This is a genomic window from Sanguibacteroides justesenii (assembly GCF_003204205.1).
GTDB classification, from domain to species: Bacteria; Bacteroidota; Bacteroidia; order Bacteroidales; family Marinifilaceae; genus Gabonibacter; species Gabonibacter massiliensis.
The window spans coordinates 433,829-453,356 of sequence record NZ_QJPL01000002.1 but is presented as its reverse complement, the minus strand read 5'-3'; the positions used below and the strand labels follow the sequence as shown (position 1 = coordinate 453,356).

At 43.4% G+C, this 19,528-nt stretch carries 14 protein-coding genes; 6 read left to right on the top strand and 8 right to left on the bottom strand.

All coding sequences use genetic code 11. The features are described 5' to 3' along the window. Positions 1-17 precede the first annotated feature (17 nt). Entirely contained in the window at positions 18-497 is a 480-nt protein-coding gene (locus DMB45_RS04915) for a CvpA family protein (RefSeq protein WP_059027088.1), read from the bottom strand. A 390-nt stretch (positions 498-887) separates the two neighbouring features. Here DMB45_RS04915 and aspS point away from each other — a divergent pair, with 390 nt between their 5' ends. From aspS to DMB45_RS04885, 6 genes are all read left to right on the top strand, one after another. Further along, the gene (gene aspS, locus DMB45_RS04910) at positions 888-2,639 is read left to right on the top strand and encodes an aspartate--tRNA ligase (RefSeq protein WP_110688513.1); all 1,752 of its coding nucleotides are present in this window, start codon (positions 888-890) and stop codon (positions 2,637-2,639) included. 115 nt (positions 2,640-2,754) lie between these two features. Then, positions 2,755-3,882: a DNA polymerase III subunit gene (locus tag DMB45_RS04905; RefSeq protein ID WP_110688512.1), complete on the top strand. Its 1,128-nt coding sequence runs from the start codon at positions 2,755-2,757 to the stop codon at positions 3,880-3,882. A 102-nt stretch (positions 3,883-3,984) separates the two neighbouring features. Then, positions 3,985-5,256: a PSP1 domain-containing protein gene (locus tag DMB45_RS04900; protein ID WP_082027530.1), complete on the top strand. Its 1,272-nt coding sequence runs from the start codon at positions 3,985-3,987 to the stop codon at positions 5,254-5,256. Further along, entirely contained in the window at positions 5,249-6,067 is an 819-nt protein-coding gene (locus tag DMB45_RS04895; protein WP_041505183.1) for a rhomboid family intramembrane serine protease, read from the top strand. The genes DMB45_RS04900 and DMB45_RS04895 overlap by 8 nt, the downstream gene beginning before the upstream one ends. 6 nt (positions 6,068-6,073) lie before the next feature. Next, positions 6,074-7,006, top strand: a complete 933-nt coding sequence (locus DMB45_RS04890; RefSeq protein WP_052649397.1) for a rhomboid family protein — start codon at positions 6,074-6,076, stop codon at positions 7,004-7,006. Between the two features lie 19 nt (positions 7,007-7,025). Then, entirely contained in the window at positions 7,026-8,063 is a 1,038-nt protein-coding gene (locus DMB45_RS04885; protein ID WP_041505184.1) for an endonuclease/exonuclease/phosphatase family protein, read from the top strand. Positions 8,064-8,230: 167 nt separating this feature from the next. On the opposite strand, the gene DMB45_RS04880 is transcribed toward DMB45_RS04885, so the two are convergent. From DMB45_RS04880 to DMB45_RS04850, 7 genes are all read right to left on the bottom strand, one after another. Further along, positions 8,231-11,002 carry a M16 family metallopeptidase gene (locus tag DMB45_RS04880; RefSeq protein WP_110688511.1) on the bottom strand — a complete coding sequence of 924 codons (2,772 nt, stop codon included), beginning with the start codon at positions 11,000-11,002 and terminating at the stop codon, positions 8,231-8,233. Beyond that, positions 10,999-12,273, bottom strand: a complete 1,275-nt coding sequence (locus DMB45_RS04875; protein WP_041505186.1) for a thioredoxin family protein — start codon at positions 12,271-12,273, stop codon at positions 10,999-11,001. The genes DMB45_RS04880 and DMB45_RS04875 overlap by 4 nt, the downstream gene beginning before the upstream one ends. A gap of 120 nt (positions 12,274-12,393) precedes the next feature. Continuing rightward, the gene (locus tag DMB45_RS04870; protein WP_041505187.1) at positions 12,394-12,648 is read right to left on the bottom strand and encodes a hypothetical protein; all 255 of its coding nucleotides are present in this window, start codon (positions 12,646-12,648) and stop codon (positions 12,394-12,396) included. 302 nt (positions 12,649-12,950) lie between these two features. Continuing rightward, entirely contained in the window at positions 12,951-13,739 is a 789-nt protein-coding gene (locus DMB45_RS04865; RefSeq protein ID WP_052649398.1) for a hypothetical protein, read from the bottom strand. 11 nt (positions 13,740-13,750) lie between these two features. Further along, positions 13,751-14,392 carry a hypothetical protein gene (locus DMB45_RS04860; RefSeq protein ID WP_052634592.1) on the bottom strand — a complete coding sequence of 214 codons (642 nt, stop codon included), beginning with the start codon at positions 14,390-14,392 and terminating at the stop codon, positions 13,751-13,753. Continuing rightward, positions 14,377-15,954 carry a RagB/SusD family nutrient uptake outer membrane protein gene (locus DMB45_RS04855; RefSeq protein WP_041505188.1) on the bottom strand — a complete coding sequence of 526 codons (1,578 nt, stop codon included), beginning with the start codon at positions 15,952-15,954 and terminating at the stop codon, positions 14,377-14,379. Before DMB45_RS04855 ends, DMB45_RS04860 begins: the two co-directional genes overlap by 16 nt. 11 nt (positions 15,955-15,965) lie before the next feature. Then, positions 15,966-19,457, bottom strand: a complete 3,492-nt coding sequence (locus DMB45_RS04850) for a SusC/RagA family TonB-linked outer membrane protein (protein ID WP_110688533.1) — start codon at positions 19,455-19,457, stop codon at positions 15,966-15,968. Positions 19,458-19,528: the final 71 nt, after the last annotated feature.

Sequence of the window (19,528 nt, the reverse complement as noted above, 5' to 3'; positions counted from 1 at the left end):
TTATAGGATTTTGACAATTAATTTACAGCACTCCGATAGACCCCATTTGCAAAATTAACAAAAGGATAATACAACAGGCTCTGATTCTTGGTTTTTGCAGGAATAAAATCATATTTAGAGTCTAATGCATTGACAACAAACAAGATGACACATACTACAATAGCAGCTTTCATCATGCCTAACAAAATTCCGAACAATTTGTTGAAAAGCCCCAAAGAGACCATATCGACTAATTTGGTCAATAACTTTCCCAACAAATGAATAACGATAACTACCAATAGAAAAGTTACCGCAAAAGCGACGTAATAAGAGTAAGAAACAGGAATATCGATAAAATCTTTCAAAAAAGATTCCGTAACGCTTCCGTACTTTAAAGATATGAACACGCCTAAAATCAACGCGAACAACGTCGACATCTCCACGATCAATCCGGAAGTAAAACCTTTATATGCTCCATATATCAAAGGAAGCAAAATAATCACATCAACATAATTCATCTCTGCCTTTCAATCCATATAATAAGGTTTCAAAGATAAAAATTTGTTTATTCATATCCGAAAAAATAACATACATAAATGGAGCATTTGGCATTTTAACAAAAGAATCAATACATAAAAATCAAAATACAGGAAATGAAGGTGTCGTTTTATGGAAAATTCATCCGAAAGAGAATACCCGCATCCGATCCGTCGGAAAACCCCGAACGTCTATTTCAAATCCGTTGACTACATATGCTGATTTTTTGCGAGATTAGCACCGGAAACTGATAAATTCTTATTATTTTCGCAAATTGTTAAATAGGCGAATTGTATCCTATAAACAAAGTCATATAAAAACAAAAGAGGACTTAGGAGTAGCTCCGAATCCGAATATTTAATAGTAAAACTATGTACAGAACACATACTTGTGGACAACTACGAATAGAAAACGTGAATGAAAGCGTTTGTCTCAGTGGTTGGGTTCAAAAGGTAAGACGGTTAGGTGCCATGTCATTCGTGGACTTGAGAGACCGTTACGGTATTACCCAGTTAGTCGTGGAAGAATCCGCTCCTGACGAGATCAAAAAAATAACGGAAAAATTAGGAAGGGAATACGTGATTCAAGTAAAAGGCACCGTGGTTGAAAGAGCCAGTAAAAACACCAAGATTCCTACCGGAGAAATCGAGATCCTGATTAAAGAACTCCATATATTGAGTACTTCTGAAACTCCTCCTTTCACCATCGAAGACCAAACCGACGGGGGAGACGACATACGGATGAAATACCGTTATATGGATTTACGCCGGCCTGTTGTTCGGAAAAACCTGGAATTGAGACATCGGATGGCACAGATTGTACGCAATTACCTGAGTAACCGGGATTTTATAGAAGTAGAAACTCCCGTTCTGATCAAAAGTACTCCGGAAGGAGCCCGCGACTTTGTCGTCCCTTCACGGATGAACCCGGGACAATTCTACGCTCTACCGCAAAGTCCACAGACTTTCAAGCAATTATTGATGGTTTCCGGATTCGATCGTTATTTCCAGATCGTAAAATGTTTTCGGGACGAAGATTTACGGGCGGACCGCCAGCCGGAATTTACCCAGATCGACTGCGAAATGTCTTTTGTCGAACAGGAAGACGTATTAGAGCTATTTGAAGGGCTGGTCCGTCATCTGTTCAAAGAAATACGAAACGTCGATATCCCGGCAATCCCCCGAATGACTTGGGCGGACGCCATGGAATATTACGGATGTGACAAACCCGATATCCGTTTCGACATGAAGTTTGTCGACTTGACGGCTATCGCCAAAGGAAAAAACTTTGCCGTATTTGACGATGCCGAATACATAGGAGCCATTTGCGCCCCTCGATGCGCTCATTATACGCGGAAGCAGATCGACGAGCTGACGGATTTCGTGAAACGTTCTCAAATCGGGGCCAAAGGTTTGGTTTACGTGAAATATAACGAGGACGGAACCCTGAAATCTTCCGTGGATAAATTCTACGACGAGACCGATTTAAAACGATGGGCAGAAGCTTGTAAAGCCCAACCGGGCGATTTACTTCTTATCCTGGTAGGTCCCAAGAAGAAGACCTTACCCCAATTAAGCGAATTACGCTTAGAGATGGGAAACCGTTTGGGACTGCGGGATAAAAACGTATTCAAACCTTTATGGGTAGTGGATTTTCCCTTATTGGAATGGGACGAAGAAACACAACGTTTCTATGCCATGCACCATCCCTTCACCTCTCCCAAACCGGAAGATATTCCTTTAATGGATTCCGATCCGGGAAAGGTCCGGGCCAATGCTTACGATATGGTCATTAACGGAGTGGAAGTAGGAGGAGGTTCTATCCGTATCCATGATTCCAATCTCCAGTCCAAAATGTTCGATTGTCTCGGATTCACGCACGAAGCCGCACAAGCTCAATTCGGATTCCTAATAGGTGCCTTCAAATACGGAGCCCCTCCTCACGGCGGAATTGCTTTCGGATTCGATCGCTTGGTTTCCATGTTTGCCGGTTTGGATTCGATTCGGGACGTGATCGCTTTCCCGAAAAACAATTCAGGAAGAGACGTTATGATTGACTCCCCTTCTGAAATTTCGGAAGAACAGCTGAAAGAACTGAACATTCGACTGAAAACGGAAAATTAAATAACATCATTCAATGATTTCAGATTATCCGCTTGGCTGATCGAGAAAGCCCGGTCTTAAATTAAAAAAGTCTTGTACGGCTGGAATCTAAATCATTAAATTTAAAAATTAAAACGTGTTTTTTAAAGAAGTCATCGGCCATGAAGAGATAAAGCAGCGACTGCTCGCCACCCTGCAATCGGGAAGAGTGAGTCACGCCCAGCTATTTACCGGAGAAACAGGCTCCGGTAGTCTGGCCCTGGCCCTGGCTTTTACCCAATATCTTTTTTGCACGGGCGATAAGCACGAGGAAGCTTGTGGGGTTTGCCCGGCTTGCAAAAAGATGCAAAAATTAATTCATCCGGATCTGCATTTCGTTTTCCCCGTGGTAAAATCCACAAAAATCAAACTTCCCGTTAGCGATGAATATCTCAACGAATGGCGAAATGTACTACTGAACAATTCTTACATAGATTTGGAGAACTGGCTATCGGCGATGGGAGCCGACGAGAACGCACAAGCCATGATCTACACGGAAGAGAGTGGGAATATCCTGAGGAAACTGGCACTAAAACCCTTTGAATCGGATTACAAGGTAATGATCATATGGCTACCGGAAAAAATGAAACCGGAATGCTCTAACAAACTACTCAAAATTTTAGAAGAGCCTTACCCGAGAACTCTTTTCCTGTTAGTCTCGGAACACCCGGAAGAGATTATCAATACCATTTTATCCAGGACACAACGTGTTCATATTCCTCCTCTCGGACAAGAAGAGATTGCCAAACAGTTGATCCGCCAGCAAAGCCTGTCTCCCGATTCCGCGAACGAAGTCGCCCACGTGGCCTCCGGAAGCTGGCTAAAGGCCCTTAAAATCCTCGAAGAGACGGAAGAGTCCGTTTATAACCAGGAAAAATTCATTCAAATGATGCGCTTGTGCTGGGAGAGGAAGATGCTAACGGTTAACGAATTCGTCAACGAATTGGCAGCCCTGGGAAGAGAGCGGCAAAAAGGTTTTCTAACTCATTGCATCCGTATGATACGTGAAAACTTTGTCAGAAACTTTGAGCTCGAAAATATAGTATACATGACCAAACGGGAGAAAGATTTTTCCGTAAAATTTTCTCCTTATGTACATGAAGGCAACGTAATCCCGCTTTACGAAGAGTTTGAAAGAGCTTACAGCGACATCATCCGCAACGGAAACGGGAAAATCATATTCACGGATCTTTGCATTAAGGTAATGCAAAATATCCGTCCATAGGTCAACCGCACGCATAGGTTGACCAGAAAAGTGAAAACGGAAAACAGCCTGATTTTCAGTCGTAACTTTTAGCTTTTAATTTTTAACTTTTAGTCTTAACGTATGAGTGAAGAAATAAACGAAGAGATCCGGGAAAATCCCGAAAACCAAAATAAACAGCCCTATCCTATCGTTCCGGTAATAGACCATCGTCTGCTTGCCGGTAAATTGACGGAATACAACTGGATGCAAGATATCCCGGAGGGTTGTAGTACTTCCGATATCGTCGAAGTTCGCTTTAAAAACACGAGAAAAGGTTTTTACCTGAACAACAGCAACCTGAATCTCACTATCGGAGATATTGTTGCCGTAGAAGCTGCATTAGGGCACGACATCGGTATCGTCTCCCTGACAGGAGAACTGGTCCGGGAACAGATGCGATTGAAACGGGTAGATCTGGAACGAAATCCGCTGAAAAAAGTGTATCGGAAAGCCAAACCGCACGATATCGAAAAATGGCAACAGGCTATCGCCCTCGAGTATGATACCATGATTAAATCCCGCAAGATTGCTGCAGACCTTAATTTGGACATGAAAATCGGAGATGTCGAATACCAGGGAGATAAAACAAAGGCTATCTTCTATTACATTGCCGGAGACCGGGTGGATTTCCGGAAATTGATTAAAGTACTGGCCGAAACTTTTCACATCCGTATCGAAATGAAACAAATCGGAGCACGCCAAGAAGCAGGGCGCATTGGCGGCATCGGTTCGTGCGGACGAAAACTTTGTTGCTCGACCTTTATCACCAACTTCATATCGGTGTCTACTTCCGCGGCACGTTATCAGGATATCTCCCTGAACCCGCAAAAATTGGCAGGCCAATGCGGCAAGTTAAAATGCTGCCTTAACTACGAAGTGGATGCTTACATCGACGAGCAAAAAGATTTTCCTTCCTCCAATGTTTGGCTGAATACCGGCGAAGGCATGCTCTATCATCAAAAAACCGACATATTCGGACGTTCCATGTCTTATACCTATGATAAAGAGGGAAAAGGAGCTTTAATCAAACTCCCCGTGGAACGGGTGAAAGAGATTATCGCCATGAACAAAAGAGGTTTTATTCCACCTAAAGCTTTAGATACGAATGAAAAGCGACCGGAAGATATCAAATACACGGATGGAGTAGGAGAAGAGAGTTTAAACCGCTTTGACGAAAAGAAACAACCTAAAAAGAACTATTCCAAAAACAGAAATAACCGGAAAAACGTACAAAAAAATAACAACCGGGCGGAAACAAACCGTTCCAACGGAAACAAACCGGTAAACAAAGTGGAAAACAGACAGCATAAACCGGTAAACAAACAAAATACTAAACCGAACAAAAATGAGTAATTATCGTCCACTTTCCAATATTACCCCGGCGGTAAAAGCGATCATCATCATCAATGTGATCATTTTTCTACTGATCAACCTCATGGGAAAACGCTCCGGTATCGATTGGGTCAATATTTTAGGATTACACCTTCCGGAATCCAAGCACTTCGCTTTCTACCAATACATTACCCACATGTTTACCCAAGAAGGGCTAACGCATATATTCTTCAATATGTTCGCCGTATTCATGTTCGGACGCATTCTTGAATCGGTGTGGGGAAGCAAACGTTTTGTCATATACTACATGGTCACCGGTATCGGAGCGGCACTACTCTATTCATTGGTCAGCTGGTACGGTTACCACAACATGCAGGAGGAGTTCTATGCTTTTCAAAATACACCGGACCCCGGCTTATTAGCAGAATTTTTACGAACTCATCTGGGAGGCATTCCGAACGACTTAGTCGCCTTTATCGACGGTTGGACCAACCATCCGAATTCCCAGGAGTATATTAAAACGGCAGAGGCCATCTATCAAAACGTCATACAGGGATACGTCAACATTCCGATGATCGGAGCTTCAGGAGCCGTTTTCGGAATCTTGTTAGCTTTCGGCATGCTGTTTCCCAACACGGAATTGTTCATTATGTTCATTCCGATACCGATTAAGGCTAAATATTTCGTTCTCTTTTATGGAGCCGCCGAGTTGTATTTAGGCATTCAAAATCAAGTGGGAGACAACGTGGCCCATTTCGCCCACCTGGGAGGTATGCTGTTCGGTTTCTTCATGATACGTTATTGGCGTAAACACAGTAAACGTTTTTATTGATCGATTATGGCCGCATATTATAACCCATATGGTAATACCCCTTTCTCTGAAGGAATATGGAGCGGAATAAAACGCTCTTTCAGACAAGGAACGACCCTTAGCCGACTGATATACATCAATATTGCGGTTTTCATTGTCATCAAGTTAGCAGCCGTATTCTTTATATTGGCCGGCTATCGGGGGATAGACGAATTTTTATTGCCCTACGTGGGAGTTCCCGCTTATCCTTACAATCTTCTGTACACTCCCTGGACCATCATTACCTATATGTTTACACAGTTCGGATTCTTTCATCTGCTGTTCAACATGTTATGGCTCTACTGGTTCGGAGGGATTTTTTTAAACTATTTTTCGGAACGAAAACTGACGGGAGTATATATTCTCGGCGGAATATCAGGGGCTATCATCTATATGGCGGCCTATGCGATCTTCCCGGCTTTTGCCACGGAACGCTATTTTTCATGGGCCATAGGGGCCTCGGCTTCTATCATGGCCATCGTCTTTGCCGTTTGTACCTACCTGCCGAACCACCGGATCTATATATTCCTGGTCGGCCCGGTAAAATTAATCCATTTGGCCCTTTTCACGGCAGCAATCGATATCATCAGCATACCTTCGGGAAATGCGGGTGGACATATCGCCCACTTGGGCGGAGCTCTTTTCGGTTATCTTTTCACGTCAGGCATTCGAAAAAACCGGGATATTGCAAGCGGTATCGTCAACTTCTTTGAAAAGATCGGAAAACTATTTATCTCCCGTAAAAAGATGCGGGTAAAGTATAAAAAGAAGGCATCGGATATGAATGACAGGGAGTACAACGAATACAAAAAACAAAAAGACGACCGGATCAACGATATTTTAGACAAGATTTCCAAATCGGGATATGAAAGCTTGACAAAAGAGGAGAAAGAAATTTTGTTCAAATCGGGAAGAAATTAAACCCATAAAACAAATCAGGTTGAAACGAATCATCGATACCTTTATCAGAATCATCACGTGGACCGCTATTTTAGGCCTATTGGGGAGTTATACTTCTCCCTACGTAAACCCGAACACCTGTTATCTCTCCTCCCTCATAGGGTTAGCCTATCACTATCTCCTGATCGTCAATTTGATTCTACTCCTGTATTGGATTGCACGCTGGAAAAAAACGGCATGGCTTATCCTGTTCGTTTTAGCCGCAGGGTATCCTTTCATGAGAACCTATTACGGGATGAACGGTCCGATATCCGGAAATACACCATACGATATCTCGATCCTCTCCTATAATGTCCGGCAAATGGATATATACGGCTGGTCCAAACAAAAAGAGACACCCCAACAACTGGAAGAGTACATCAATCGATTCCCGGGGAACCTCGTATGCCTTCAGGAGGTGCCTCAACAAAAAGGAATTTTTGCAAGATTCTCTACCTATCCCTACTATTACCATCAAAAAGATATCGCCATCTTATCCCGTACTCCTTTATTAAACACGGGTTTTATCGATTTCGATAAAAAATATATGGCCGCCTGCATTTACGCGGACATTGCCGTTTCAAACGATACCGTACGCGTATATTGCGTTCATTTGGAGTCTTACCGGTTAGGAGACAAAGACCGCAAACTCCTGCAAAAGCTATCGGAAGGGAAAGGACAAGCTCTGTCCGAAGAGGTACACTCTATCGTTTCCCTGTTGATTGCCGCCAACAAAAACAGAGCCCGGCAAGCCGAGATCATCAAGAAACACATGAACCGATCCTCCTATCCCGTCATCCTGTGCGGAGATTTCAACGATACTCCTCTCTCCTATACTTACAGCACTTTAGACGACGACATGCAAGACAGTTTTGTCGAAAAAGGAAGAGGATTAGGCAACACCTATATCGGAGAATTTCCCTCCTTCCGTATCGACCATATCCTCCACTCCTCCTCGTTCGAAACCGTCTCTTACCTCCGAGATACCGTCAAATTCTCAGACCACTATCCGATCCAAAGCAAACTCAAAAAGAATTGACCATTGTAGATTGACGATTGTAAATTTAAAAAATATGATTTTAAAGATCGTAAGATCAGAGTGTTAATCATAAATAAATTCTCAAATCTATTCGCCTTTCATTTAATCAATAACCCACGGGACGGGTGCAATGTGTTATTTAATTGTCAATCTACAATTTTAAATCGTCAATGATCAGATTTAATCACGATATCCGCACATTCGGCGGTATCGAAAAACTTTTTGGCAACCGCCTGCACTTCCTTGGCATCGATCTTTTCAATCGGTTTCTCGAAATAAGCCGGCGAATCGATATCCTTACCCGTTTCCACGTAATAACGCAGGGCTTCCATCCAGTGAGCATTACCCCTGTTCTTCAGCATCCGGGCACGACCTTTTTTCATCATCATCACGATATCCTCCACCTCTTCCTCACTCATCCCCTCCTGTACCAACCGTTGAATTTGCTCATGGACGATAGCCCGCATCCGATCGCCTTTTTCCGTACTGGTTTGAAAATCAATACCTATAAACTGATAAGGCTTGGGGTAGGAAAGATAAGATGCACTCACCTCCACTCCATAAGCTCCTCCCTCGTCTTCACGGATAATATCCCGGTAACGATTGGAAAGGATTTCACGGATAATATCTATACAAAGCTCCTCTCCCGGTTTTAATTTCAACTTGTTCGTGTACTCGATATTCACGATATATTTATCATCCGGAATATGTGCCTCGATCGTCTCCGTCATCGAACCGCTCTTTCGCAAATCGTACTTCACCGGCTGCTCTTTACGGTAGACGGAAGGAAGAGCTCCCAAGTATTGTTTCACCAATTTTCGAGCCTCTTCCCGCCCGATATTTCCGGTCAGGTAAAAACGAAAATCGGAAGCATCCCGGAAACGATCGTGATAAATGGCCACCATCTTATCGAAATCCATAGCATCGTAATACTGATCATTCCTTTTCCATAACCGGGGTGAATCCTTTAACCGAAGCTTCGTCATCGCCTCGGAAATCGTGTCTTCCGCGGTACGGGGGGTATTCTCATAATCCATTTTGTTCAGGTAAACGAACTTATCGAAATCATCCCGGTTAAAACGGGGTTTTTCAAACAAGAGGTAAACGATCTGGAAAAGCATTTCCGCCTCGTTGTTGTCGCAATACCCGCTCACTCCTTCCGAGGTCTCTCCCAGACGAATATCGGGACGAATCTGGTGTCCCTTCAATATGGCCTGCATCATCCGGACATCGTGTTTATACAAACCGGAACGCATCATCAAGGAAGAGAGAGCCGATGCGGAAGGTAAATCTTCGGCCGGAAGCAGCGATTTTCCCCCGGGACTTTCTCCCATAAGACTCACCTTCGGCCCGTCGGTATCCGAAAATTTATAATACACTTTACACCCGTTGGAAAGCGTCCACTCCTCGGCATCCAACTTTTTGATCTTTTTCTCTTTCACGATCTCGCCGCCCTTCACCTCGAAATCCAGCAAGGGAACAGCTGTCACCTCGAAGTCCAAAGGTTTGATATCCGCCTTTCGGGCATTTTCCATGATTTGTTTAACCTCGTCCTTACTCGGAAAATCATAAGCCGGATCGTTACCCCGCATCACGAACACCCAATTCCGATCGTCCGTATACCAGGATGCTACCCAATCCTGCAAATCCTTTGCCGTCAATTCCGATAAAATCTCCCGGGAAAGAGAGATATCTTCCTCCACGCTCGAGATGGGATTCCCTTCCAGAAAATTATTCTGGTAAATAGTCACATAAGCCGCATTAGGCAACTTATCCTTGTTTTTCTCCGTCTCCTCCAATCCCGGAAGGTAAGCATCGATCCGCTTTTTCAACTCTTTATCGGTCAAAGAAAAACGATGAATCCGCTCGATCTCCTCCATCAATTGCGTCAACGCCTCCCGTTCTTTGTGCGGGTAAGCCTGTACGTAGATTCTCCACCTGTTGTAATTCCGGACCAACCGTCCGTGATCGACGGCCGTCAACAGGAACAACGAGTTTTGCGTATTGATATAGGCGTCTAATTGTCCCACCACGATATCATTGTAAAACCTTTCGATCAAATTATTTTTCATCATCTCTTTCAACGATACCGGGGGAACCCTTCTCATCCTTCGGCTCAATACCATATCGGGAGAGGTCAACTCTTTATCGAAAGCTTTCGCGTACAAAGGTTCCGGGTTATCCGGTATTTCAAAAACCGGCCTCGGCTTCGGATCGACCCGTTTCGGAATGGGATCGAAAAGACGGTGTATCTCTCGCTCTATCCGGGCCGGCTCCACGTCTCCGATAACGATCACGGCCTGTAAGTCCGGGCGATAAAAATCATGGTAATAAGCTTTCAACTCTATCGGGGTAAAACTTTCCAGCACCTCTACCGTCCCGATAACATTCCGGGTGGCATAGCGACTGCCGTTATACGCGTAAAGATCCGTCTGTTCCTTTAGCCGGGCGTTCATATCCCGCCGGGAACGCCGTTCCTCGAAAATCACTCCCCGTTCCTTGTCGATCTCCTTCGGATCGAGTAAAAGAAAACCCGACCAGTCTTTCAATACCAACAAACAGGAATCCACTAAAAGCTTGTCTTTTGTCGGTACCGAGTTAATATAATACACCGTTTCGTCTTGTCCTGTTTCGGCATTAAAATGTTTTACCCCTCTTCTTTCCAAAAAACGGGGAATCCCCTCTTTAAAACTCCGGCTTCCGTTAAAAGCCATGTGTTCCAGAAAATGAGCCAAACCGTTCTGGTCATCATTCTCCAACAAGGCACCCACGTTCTGCACGAGGTAAAAATCGGCACGTCCCCGTTGGGCAACCGAGTGCCGCACGTAGTAGGTCAAACCGTTCTTTAATTTCCCGTGCCGAAATACGTCTGACGTATCCCGGGCAAAACTCCCCTCCCAGAAGAAAGGAAGTAACACAAATAATATCCATCTATTCATAAATTTTCTAAGCTTTGCTTAATCACTTGTTGCAATTGTTTCATCATCATCTTGTTCTCGATCTGCGTACTGGTCAGAAAAGCCTGGTTAAAGGATTGCTTGGCCTTATCGGTTTGACCGGTATGCTGGAAACACTGTCCCATCATGATCAATAAACGGGTACGCAAACCCGAATCCATTTTCTTTTCAAGAGCTTTCCCGATCCAGGGAATACATTTCGAATACGCGTTTTCCGACAATTTGCCCTCGTAAGCCGTGAACAGGTCTTCCAAGGGTTGCGTGTAATCGTTCACATCCGCCTGATCGCCTTTCCCTGCAAAATATTTATTCATATTTTTAAAAAAAGCGTCTTCATCCCGCCGATACAGACTGTAGGTAGCGTCGGCCAACAAGGTAACGGCATCCTGTACGGAAAGAGAGCCGAAAGAGATTCCGGCATATACTTTTTGTAAATCTCCGTTCACGCGTGCCAAACGGTCTTTATAAGAAAGATCCCCCTTTTTACACAATCGGATGATATAAGAGTTATTTAACCCCATCAGGTAACCCGCCACTACCTCTTTTCCCACGACTTTTGCATATTGATCGAAATTAGCAGCCACGAAATCGAAAACCGGGTCTTTTTTACCCGTTTGGGCATGATACATGGTCAGGATCATGAAATCCGGTTCGGTAATCATGTGGTCCAATTTATTATTTTTCATGTACTCCGCATAGAGATTATCGACACGAGCAATCCATTTTTGCTGGTCATACCCTTGTTGCGCCGAAACAAAAGTGGGAGCTTCCAACAATAGTTGTCGAGAAAGCTGGACATCCTTTTTTTTCTTCTTGTATTGTTCGTACAACTGTTCGAAACTCAGGGCTTCTCCTTTGGCAATTCGGGCCTCTTTGACAAACGATGCCGGATCTTTGGTCCCCGTTATCCTTCGCATCTCCTTACCGTCCCGGCCGACGAAAACCATCGTCGGCAAGGCCGTCACGTTGTATCTTTTAGCAAGCTCCTTGTTCTCTTTCGCGTCCACGTTCACCTTCACGCAGATAAAACGAGAATTAAAATACTCCCCGACTTCCGGCCGGGTAAAAACCTGCTCCGCCATCATCTTACAAGGTCCGCACCAATCCGCGTAAAAATCCACGAACAAATCCTTTTTCTCCTCTTTAGCTTTCTTCATGGCCTCATCGAAACTCCCTTCGAATATCACCATCTGAGCCGATAAGCTCCCCAGTATTCCCATCAGGAACACGCTGATAAATACTATTTTTTTCATAATAATTAATATGTAATAATTGTAAATTTTAAATTGTAGATTGAAAAATTCAGTGATTCTGAAATTATATAATTATGTGACTTTTTCGCTTATTCGCCTAATCATTTAATCCATTAATCATCAATTGATTATTCGTTTATATGTAACAGGACCTCCTCCTATCATAACTTCTCCTCTTTTAGGAACATATTGTATAACCAAAGAATCCTGATTTAAAAAAAGAATTTTATATACATCACACGAGTATTTGCAAGAAGGCATCAGATCTTCATTGGATTGAGAAACGTTATATCGCTTTTCACCACCTGCACTTAAAATCATTACCAAGCCACAAATGATCCATACACTACCGATAATTTTTATTGTCCTTTTCATAAGCTCACGCTATCCGTTTATTTCCAATCAAAAGTCAAAAAAGCGATTTTCCTTACCTGAATCACCCAATTAGTGAATCACTTAATCCTTTTAATCTAAAATCGGCAATCTTTCTAATCACTGAATCACTTTAATCCCTTAATCCCAGAATCATTTCACGGTTTTATGATTCGCGATAGAATCTCTTCCATCGCCAACCATAAATCCCCGCGAACAAGCATCTACGAATTATAATTAAGAATCATTTTCGAATAAAACACCCGTGCCTGACTTTCTCAATCACTTAATCTACAATCACCTGGTTAATCGTCAATCTCATCCCCTTCCTCGATAATAAACGTAAAGACATCTTTCAAAACTTTCGAGTATCCCTCATTTTTAATCATGACAGAAACAACATAACGTCCCGGGGGAGCTTGCACGTTCTGATCCACATACATTCGGCCACCACCGATAATGGTCAGGCTTTTCCGGAAAAGTTCAGCGTTGGCCGGATTTTCGTTTTTCACCTCGACGATGGAATAAATCAACGGCTCTGTCCCGAAAACCGATTCCATCGGCGGAGTCACCCAGGGAATTTTATACTCCATCGTGTTTTTCAGTTTCGATATCTTATTATTCAACTCCCTTTCCGAACCGATTCCCATATCGATAGCGATTTGCCGAATTTTTCTATCGAGATCAGTAGATTTATTCTGCAAATCTTGCCATTCCTTCCTTATTATCTCTCGTTTCTCATACAATTCGTCTAACAGTTCTTGAAGCTCCGCACGTTGATCCGGATCCGTCGTCGCCTCCAATGCTTCTTCAACCGGAGCAATCTCGTAATCGTCGAAATCCCACAATTCATATCGTTTTTCCTGCGCTTGCTCTTTCCAATAATCTCTTTCTTCCATTAAAGGTCCTGCCTGTTCATAAAACTGATTCTGTAGAGTCGTCAGCTCCTGAAGCCTTTTTTGCATATTATACAAACTTAAAGAATCTTTTTGGTAGGCAGCGGTATCTGCAACCAGAAACCCGACTTCCATATCATTACAGGCTGTCATGACAAACATTCCGGCCCAAACCAATAAGTATACTATTTTTTTCATCGTACCTTATTTTAAAAGTTTCTAAACTTAAAATCATAATTAAGCGAGTGAACCACTCCCGTGGTTGTCTGAATATCCGATGAAGCAATCACTTCGTTTCTTGCTCCTTGCACGTTTCGGCTGGCTAAATTCAATACTACGGCTCCCGCCTGTTGTACCCCTTCGTATGTCTGCCGGAACGTCCATAAAAACAACTCTCCCCGAAGTGCAGGACACGTCATCCCGTCATATTCTGTAAACTCGGCTCCTCCTCTATTTACGCGATTACCGAAAGGAATATTTTTTAATATCAAACGTCGGGGAACAACCAATTTTTGCAAAATATCCTTACATTTCCCCTCCGGAATATCAGTCACCCGATCGTAACCGTTTTCCAACAGATAACGTCGAATACTCGGACTGGTTAATCCGAAAAAAGTGATCTGTTTATGTTCTCCTGTCCCGTCGAAAAGAGACTTTAATCCGGCATGCTCGATCATGATAATCGTCGAATCCCAATTATAACTATCCGTTTGAAAATACTCCCACATCGTACAATCGTGGATTCCGTTCGCCGTACCTCCGTCGATATAACCGTATTTCGTGCAGGAAGCGAAAACCACTGCCATTACGATCGCTATACTTTTACCTATATTTTTTATTTCTGACGCCATGACCAATAGATATTTTGTTTCATTAATGGATTCTTATCAAACGCATTTCTCGGTACGGGAAGATACAACGCCCCGTCTTTAACCTCTTCATCGGTTAACGCGGCATAAGCCCAAGACAATTGTTCCCGGAAATAACCGTTCCTCACAATATCGTAATAACGTACTCCCTCACCAAATAACTCTCTTTCCCTCTCATGGAAAATCTCTTTTCGAAGTGCTTCCGGATCGGTTGATCCCGAGTAATCATTCAAGCCGGCCCGATTACGAATACGATTCAAATCATTTACCGCTGTTTCCATTCCCAAACGAGCCCGACACTCTGCCCGAAGCAATATTAAATCGGCCAATCTCCAAACCACCCGGTTTCCGTCCATTGCCAACAAGGGAGCATCTCCCCCTTCTATTACTGCAGGATTTACACTCCGAATTTCCTTGTTCCATTTATCTAAAAAGGCATAATCGGAAATTTTCCAAGTCGAATCGATTACGATTCCATCATCATCCCAATCAGTAGGTTGCCAATAACCGACTTCTCCCAACTTATACCAATATTCCTTCAATCTTTGATCCCCTCTTTCGTAGAGATCTTCAATCGTAGAGACATACACGGTAGGTTTACGATAATTTGACTCTATATTCTCCGGATTAGTCGTTGTATACGGGTAATCCAATAGCAATAAACCGGGATAACGGCACTCGAACATAGCACTCCAGAAACGTCCTTCGTCCCGGTCGTTGATCTCTATGCTAAAAATTGTTTCGACACTTTTCCGTCCGGCACCCAATGTATTGTTTTTCAAAGCGAGAATATCCGGTTCCAAATCATAATACCCAACCTTTCCATCGATAACCAAAGAGGCATGTTTCTCAGCCTCCTCCCAGTATTTTCTATCTCCGGATATTCCTCCCATATAGGCATAAATATTGGCCAAAAGAGTGTGAACCGTACCCAAACTGGCATATTGCCTGGAAGTTACCACACTACCGTTAGCATCCGTTAACTTTTCATACGTCGGAAGCTTTAAAGCAATATTCGCACAACGAATCACCTCTTCTAAAAGGATAGTAATTGAACTCTTACCAAAAGCATCCGTAGATTCCGTCCCCGGAGCCAAAGGAGCTTCCCCCCATTGCCGGACCACGTCAAAATAAAACAAAGCCTTGGCAAAATTGGCTTGGGCAATCCAGTAATCAGCTCGTTCTTCTGAAATATGCTCGAAACGGAATCGATTTTCTTCCATCATATTAGCCAAGTAGATTGCACTATAATGAATAGCCCAGTTATCCATATTTCCACCGAAAAACTCTTCAGGATTCAATGTTCTAAATCCCTCGTAATCCCCTCCCTCGTCACACAACAAGCCACTTATATCTAAATGATTCGTATAGAAAGGAGCAAATATCTTTTTCTCATTTCCAAATATGGAAATCATTATGTTTTCCAAATCCTGCTCGCTTTTAAAATAATTGATATAGGTCACCGATTTTTCCGATTCGACCGTCAACCAGTCGTTACAGGAAAAAAACGGTAAAAAAAGCAGTATAATACATATATTTTTCATAGTCATCCGTTTTAAAAGTTAATAGTCAAACCGACTGTAAATTTCCGAGGAAGCGGGTAAGAACTTAAGAAATCTATACCGCTCGTAATATTTACAATTTCCGGATCCAATCCGGAATAATTCGTCAGTAAAAACAGATTTTCCATTGTTAAGAACAAACGTACTCCCGCAAGTCCGGCCTTTTTAGCTATTTTATCGTGTAGATTGTATCCCAAGGTCAGCTGTTTTAAACGAATCATATGCACTTTTTCGATATCACAATCGTTTGTTCCGTTGAATTGTCCCGCGAGTCCGTTATACATTTGCATATGAGGAAAATCATAAGATCCTCCTCCCGGAAAAGTCCAGGAATTGAATTCACGAACATCTCCCATAATTGGCCCTTCCTTTTCCGAAGGCTGAACATTTAATCGACTATAAGCATTGATGATATGCCGCCCTAAAGAATAGGTAAAGACTACATTCAAATCGAACTGTTTCCACGTGATCTCGTTGATAAAACCGCCATGCGCCACGGGAAGCGGGCTGGCCGCATAATATTTGTCCTTCTCATCAATCTTCCCGTCTCCGTTTAAATCGACGATTTTACGAGTCCCCGGGAAAAAGATCTTGTAATTTCCCGAATTCAATGGTTTGGGCATTCCGTCGGCCTCCGTGTAAGAGTAAGGAATTTCCTCCATGGCATTAAAGAATCCGTCAGTCTTATACACTTTCATCCGGTACAAAGGTTTTCCTAATACATTTCCTGAAAAATCCCATCCGTCATGACTTTTCCTAAAACGATTCCAATTTCGGGAAGCATTAAATTTCATCCGCCACTTCACAGCACTCTCCCTAAAAATATCGGCCGTTAATTCCACTTCAAGTCCCTCATTGGATACCGCCAGGGCATTTTGCCATTGAAAACCATGAAAATAGATATTACCGGGAAGATCCACTTGATTCAATTGTCCCTTCGTGTAACGGTAATAATAATCGCAAGTCAACCGGATACGGTAATCCAATAGACTGACATCCAATCCAACATCGTACTGATCAGTCTCTTCCCACGTCAATTTTCGATTGATCAATCCGCCCTTTCGGTCCGGAACAATTCCCCCGTTTCCTAAAAACATGTTATCGCTCGAAGCCATCAACCCGTGAGCCAAATAACGCTGCCTAAACTTTTGACCGGACTTACCCCAACTGGCCCGAATCTTACCGAAACTCAACCAGTACAACCCTTTCATCCAAGGTTCCCCCGAAAAAGCCCAGCCTACCGCAACCGAAGGAAAAGTAGCCCAACGTACTTTCTCTCCGAAAACCGACGATCCGTCCCGACGAATAGTCGCCTCCAGCATGTATTTCTCCTTGAAATTATAGGTCAACCGCCCAAAATAGCTATTCATCCGTTCTTCTTCAAAATCGGAAGTATAGATAAAAGCAGATTGAAATATCTCCTGATTACTATTGGGGTCCGCCACGTTTACCACTCCATCTTCACCACCCCACGTTCCCTGTACATAATGTACATAATCATTCGGCCCTTTTCGAGCGGACCCGCCATTACCATAAGATTGATCTTTTTGAAAAGACAATCCCAATAAAATATCGAAATTATGAACCTGTTTGATCGAAAAAGTATAATTCAACAGGTTTTCATTCAATAAAGAAATACTTCGCCCGATTTGTCCCTCTGATTTCGACCAATGATGATAAGAGTCAAAAGTACTCGGCTCAAAATGATTTAAATTATTCTGGTTATAATCGAGCCCTCCCGACAAACGCAAATGCAGATTTCGTAAAACTTCATAATCCAATACCAAGTTATAACGAGCCGCATAACTATGATTTTTCTGTATAACACTGTTCAATTTTTTAAGTAACTCCTTTTTTATATAAGATTCACCGGGATGAAGAGTCGAGGCAAACATGGGATTTATTGTAACTCCTTCCACTTTAGCCCCGGTTCTATCTCCTCCCCGACTTCGATCGCTATAAGAGAGCGAGAACGAATTATCCAATCTTATCCGTTTTGAAGGGTTAACCGAAAGATTCGTCATCACGTTTATTCTCTGGAAATCACTACCATACATAATTCCCTCCTCCTTATAATATCCCGCACCGATCATATAACGAATGGCTTCCGATCCCCCGCTGGCCTGCAAATTGGCGTTATAAACCTTGGCCGTACGATAAGCATATTTCCACCAATCCGTGGAGTTATTGTAAAAAACATTCAAACTATCCTGCAATCGCTGACTATGATTGGCTTCAGAAGCATTTCCCCAAAACCAGTCATAAACCGGTTGATTCAATTCGCTTCCTCTAAAACCCCACACTTCCTCGTAAGAGGTCGGAATCTTCCAGTGCCCGTCACTCCCCTGATAAGGAATAATCGTATTCCGGAGTCCTCGGATATTATGCCAACGCTCCAATTGACCGCCGCTCTGCACGGGAGTCTCCGGTATCCACGAAGCCGAATAGGAGACATTAGCCGTGAACTTCGCCTGTCCGACACGCCCCTTTTTCGTGGTAATCAAAATCACCCCGTTTCCGGCCCGGGAGCCGTATATCGCTGCTGAAGCCGCATCTTTCAAGACCTCTACCGATTCGATCATCGAAGGGTCCAAATTAGAGAGCATATTGGTTCCCGTGATCGGAGAAGTAAACGATTGTATTGGTACCCCATCCACCACGTAAAGAGGAGATCCATACGCTCGGTCTCCACCTTCTCCTTCCACGAAAAACGAGTTATATCCCCGGATAGCCACGATAGAACCTCCACCCCCGGGAGCACCCGAAAGATTGTTTACCTCCACCCCGGCCATATGTCCTTGCAACAAGCTTTCCAAACTATGCGTGGGCAACTCCTTGATGTCATCGGCTTTCACGGAAGAGATAGCACTGATGACAGTACGCTTCTTCTGCTCCCCGTAAGCGATTACCTGTACCTCGTCCAATCCGGTCACGTCCTCGGTCATTACGATCCGAAGCGTATCCGGTTTCTCGGTAAACTCCACTTTCTGCGTCTTATAGCCGATAAACGAACACTCTAACGTTCCGCTCTTTACCGGCAAAAGCAACTTAAAAAAACCTTTACTATTCGTCGAGATCCCCAGCGTCGTGTTTACAAGTTTTACCGTTACCCCGATCATGGGGACCCCCTTTTTATCCTTCACGATTCCCACCACCTCATTTTTAACGGGTTGCCTGGATTTACTTACCGCCGTACCCGCCCTTAAAGAAAGGACGATCGTCTTATCGGAAATGGCATAGGTCCAGATCGTATTCCGTAGACAAGAGTCCAAAACGGTCTCCACCGGTTGATCTTTCATGGAAAGCGTGATATCGTTTACCTCCCGAACCTGATCCCCCACGAAAAGATAACGATAGCCCGTCTGGCGTTTGATCTCCTCCAAAACGGAAACCAAAGAGGCCTTTTTCACGTCGATCGTCACTTTCTGTGCCGAAACCATACCCGAATGCAACGAAATCACCATACCGAAGAACATAATCATCATCTGTTTAGATGATAAAAATCCCTTAATTCTTCTCCCAAAAGGAGAAAATCGATTTTTTTTCATAAATTTGT

What these genes read in the sequence shown, in the direction of transcription:
- DMB45_RS04915 (WP_059027088.1), bottom strand. Translation starts at nt 497, where the DNA reads ATGAATTATGTTGATGTGATTATTTTGCTTCCTTTGATATATGGAGCA.
- aspS (WP_110688513.1), top strand. Translation starts at nt 888, where the DNA reads ATGTACAGAACACATACTTGTGGACAACTACGAATAGAAAACGTGAAT.
- DMB45_RS04900 (WP_082027530.1), top strand. Translation starts at nt 3,985, where the DNA reads ATGAGTGAAGAAATAAACGAAGAGATCCGGGAAAATCCCGAAAACCAA.
- DMB45_RS04895 (WP_041505183.1), top strand. Translation starts at nt 5,249, where the DNA reads ATGAGTAATTATCGTCCACTTTCCAATATTACCCCGGCGGTAAAAGCG.
- DMB45_RS04890 (WP_052649397.1), top strand. Translation starts at nt 6,074, where the DNA reads ATGGCCGCATATTATAACCCATATGGTAATACCCCTTTCTCTGAAGGA.
- DMB45_RS04880 (WP_110688511.1), bottom strand. Translation starts at nt 11,002, where the DNA reads ATGAATAGATGGATATTATTTGTGTTACTTCCTTTCTTCTGGGAGGGG.
- DMB45_RS04875 (WP_041505186.1), bottom strand. Translation starts at nt 12,273, where the DNA reads ATGAAAAAAATAGTATTTATCAGCGTGTTCCTGATGGGAATACTGGGG.
- DMB45_RS04870 (WP_041505187.1), bottom strand. Translation starts at nt 12,648, where the DNA reads ATGAAAAGGACAATAAAAATTATCGGTAGTGTATGGATCATTTGTGGC.
- DMB45_RS04865 (WP_052649398.1), bottom strand. Translation starts at nt 13,739, where the DNA reads ATGAAAAAAATAGTATACTTATTGGTTTGGGCCGGAATGTTTGTCATG.
- DMB45_RS04860 (WP_052634592.1), bottom strand. Translation starts at nt 14,392, where the DNA reads ATGGCGTCAGAAATAAAAAATATAGGTAAAAGTATAGCGATCGTAATG.
- DMB45_RS04855 (WP_041505188.1), bottom strand. Translation starts at nt 15,954, where the DNA reads ATGAAAAATATATGTATTATACTGCTTTTTTTACCGTTTTTTTCCTGT.
- DMB45_RS04850 (WP_110688533.1), bottom strand. Translation starts at nt 19,457, where the DNA reads ATGATGATTATGTTCTTCGGTATGGTGATTTCGTTGCATTCGGGTATG.